The organism is Streptococcus mitis (assembly GCF_001579035.1).
Taxonomy (GTDB): domain Bacteria; phylum Bacillota; class Bacilli; order Lactobacillales; family Streptococcaceae; genus Streptococcus; species Streptococcus mitis_J.
This window is the reverse complement of record NZ_KQ970287.1, coordinates 232,250-235,879: the sequence shown is the minus strand read 5'-3', so window position 1 is coordinate 235,879 and position 3,630 is coordinate 232,250. Positions and strand designations below refer to the sequence as shown.

General features: G+C 41.6%; 2 protein-coding genes. Both read right to left on the bottom strand.

Translation table 11 applies throughout. The annotated features are described in order from the left end of the window. Window positions 1-286: 286 nt before the first annotated feature. Window positions 287-2,566 (bottom strand): type I pullulanase, encoded by a 2,280-nt coding sequence (gene pulA, locus SMIDD26_RS05565; RefSeq protein WP_061439408.1) that lies wholly within the window; start codon window positions 2,564-2,566, stop codon window positions 287-289. A 112-nt stretch (window positions 2,567-2,678) separates the two neighbouring features. Further along, the coding region (gene ligA, locus SMIDD26_RS12930) for an NAD-dependent DNA ligase LigA (protein WP_246746932.1) at window positions 2,679-3,630 on the bottom strand (952 nt) is incomplete at its 5' end.

Here is a 3,630-nt window from a genome sequence, read left to right as displayed (position 1 = left end):
TCTCTTCAAACCATGTCAGATCTATCTGCAACCTCAAAGCACAACTTTGAGGTGACGCATAAAACGGATACAGTCAGCTCAAAATACCGTTTTGAGCTTGCATATAAGGAGGCTGAGAAAAAGTCTTTAAAACAAAAAGACGTCCTACCAAGTGTTCAAACACTTTGATAGGATGCCTTGTTTCGTGAAAATATTTATCAAATTTTCTATACAAGTGAGTTATCAGCCAAGTTCTTTCTATTCGTTCACTTCCAATGATGTGTTAGAATAGCGAGATAGATGGTCTTTATAAAACACTCAAGACGGCTAGACTAATATCATCTAACACATTGTCTTCTTTTGAGCGACTGTTGGTTACCAACATAGCTAAATTTCCTGCATTTTCAAATGGATAGGGTTCTGATTTAGCATTCACAACCACCAAGAGGTGTTCTTTGCCGTGAATTTCATAGATAAGGCAGCCACTATGTTCAATCGCAGAATGCACAAAGACATGATGGTAAATTTCATCATAGCTAGAATAAGAAAAGGCACCAGTTTTGGTCTTCAATCGAATAATTTGACGGATAAACTCAATACTATCTTGACGCTCATTGATCAAGTCCCAGTTGACTTGATTCACACTGTCAGGAGCGTTATAGCTATTCATAGCACGTTCTCTATCATCATGGGTCAACTCACCATTTTCACCAGTCGCAACCAGTTTGGTACGACCAAATTCTTGGCCGATTTCCATAAAGGCCATCCCCTGCATGAGCAGATTCATGGCTGTGGCTGTCTCAACCTTGCGCATGATTTGTTCTGAACTTTGGTCTGGATGAAGGGTTGCCAATAAATCGTGAAGATTGTAATTGTCATGGGCTTCTACATAGTTAAGCACCTGATTTGGATGTGTATAGGTTCCTAATTCACGACTGCCTAGGATTGCTTTGGCAAGAATTGGCTCTGTCGCAGCACCACTGACAAAACCTGATTTAATTGCACCGTAAACTTCTCCACCTTTGACAGCATCACGCTGATTGTCATTAAAGAAACCAATATTTGGCATTTCGTAGGCGTTGTCTTTCTTAGCCTTATCATAAGGGGCAAGACCTGTTCCCATATCCCATCCTTCTCCATAGAGGATAATGTTAGGGTCGATTTCATCCAAACTCTGACGAATCATCTGCATGGTCTTGACATCATGAATCCCCATCAAGTCAAAGCGGAAGCCGTCAATATTGTATTCTTGCACCCAGTATAGAAGAGAATCAATCATGTACTTGCGGAACATTTCGTGTTCACTGGCTGTTTCATTTCCAACACCCGTTCCATTCTGGAAGGTACCATCTGGATTCATACGATAATAGTAATCAGGGACAGTTGTTTGGAAAGGTGCATCAACAACTGAAAAGGTATGGTTATAGACCACATCCATAATGACACCAATACCCGCATCGTGGTAAGCTTGAACCATGGTCTTCAAATCGCGAATGACCTGAGCTGGATCATCTGGATTAGTTGAAAAACTAGTTTCTGGCGCGTTATAGTTTTGTGGGTCATAACCCCAGTTGTAGGTTACATTTCCATCCTCATCGTATTCTTTGTGACGGTCTGCAATTGGTTGCAACTGAACATAATTGTAGCCCAACTTCTTGATGTGATCAAAAGCAGTTGACTGACCGTACTGGTTAACCGTTCCAGTCTGAGCAGCACCCAGGAAAGTTCCTCGAAGATGTTCATCCACACCTGAGGTCGGTGATTTGGTCAAATCACGAATATGCATTTCACAAATGACTGCCTTACATGGATTTGCCAAGCGCCAAGTAGCCTCAGAACCGTGCTTGACCTCAAAGTTTTTAACTTGCTTCTCATCATGACTCAAAATAGCTGAACGTTTACCATCAGGACTAGTTGCGATGGTGTAAGGGTCGCGTGTCAGTGTTTGGTGATGAGGGAATTGGACTTGATACTGATAAGCCTTACCAGTCAAATCTTCCTCAAGATCCAAACTCCAGACACCGATTGTATTGTCTTTATGGTTATAAGAGTAGCTATTGCCTCTTTGCATCTCAAAAGTCTTCCAAACAGGGGCATCGTTAGCAGCTGATTCATAAACCACAACCTGCACTTCTGTCGCTGTAGGAGCCCAAAGGGCAAAATGAGCCTGATTGTCCTCTACACGACAACCTAATTCTCCTTGGTAACCCCAATGATGGTCAAAACTAGCACTGTTAATGGCCTTATCAAAGGCAAAAGGATTTTGATTTTTATAGAAAGGACTGGCAATAGCTGGATTTTCAGAATAATAAATCCTATCATCCCCTTCCAAAATCCAGACCTCTGTTAAAAGAGGATAGTGATTGAAACGGATAGCATATTCTTTACTGGTTTGACCTGTGTGAACTACAAAATTCAAGCTTTCTAGGGGATGAGCGCTTGGATGTTCAAAACTAAATAAAGCACCAAAATAATCTTCTTTGTAGGTCAGTAAATCAATTCGTTGATCCTTACTCTTTACAAAAGAGCAAGTATCGTATTCTCCATTCTTACGATGGTAATGAATGCGCATAGGGTAGTTATACATTTTTTATTTTTCCTTTTTAAATTTGTTTCTATTTCACTAATAAATGCTTGACCGATTTTGTCCCAATTAACAAGCATTGCCATACTGTCTAAACTCTGGTTTTAAACAATCATTATAAACTTTCTAGCCAAGCTTCATCTCGAACTTCGATACCAAGTTCTTGTGCTTTTTGAAGTTTACTTCCAGCATCTGCTCCTGCCACGACGAGGTCGGTCTTTTTAGACACACTGCCTGTTACCTTGGCACCCAGACTTTCTAGTTTGCTTTTAGCTTCTGAGCGCTTGAGACGTTCCAATTTTCCTGTCAATACCACGGTCAAACCTGACAAGGCTGCATCCGCTACTACCGTCTGACCTTTATAGTCCAGATTGACCCCAGCTTCTTTCAATTCTCTTAGGAGAATTTCAGAGCCTTCTGTCGCAAAATATGTCTGAAGACTCTTGGCGATCACGCCACCCAGACTTTCAATACTAGCCACTTCCTCTGGATCTGCCTGAGCCAGATTTTCAATCGAGTGGAAATGTTGAAGTAACAGCTGACTAGCCTTGTTTCCGACATGGCGAATTCCCAAACCAAATAAGAGTTTCTCGGCAGAATTTTCCTTTGATGCTTGGATAGCCTGATACAGTTTAGTAGCAGACTTTTCCTTAACCCCCTCTAAAAGTAGGAAATCCTCTTCTTGCAAACGGTAAATATCCGCCACATCCTTGACTAAATTGGCAGCAAAGAGTTTCTCAACAATAGATGGACCAAGGCCTGTGATATTCATGGCATCACGAGAGGCAAAGTGAATCAAACCTTCCATAATTTGGGCAGGGCAACGCGGATTGATACAACGGAGAGCCACTTCATCTTCAAAGTGCAACAAGTCAGAGTCACAACTTGGACAGTTTGTAGGGATATCTAGTTTCTCTTCAGAAACCCGCTTGGACTCTACCACACGCAAGACAGCAGGAATAATATCTCCAGCCTTATAGACGATAACCGTATCGTCCTTGCGGATATCTTTTTCAGCAATATAATCCACATTGTGCAGAGTTGCACGGCTAACAGTTGTACCAGCT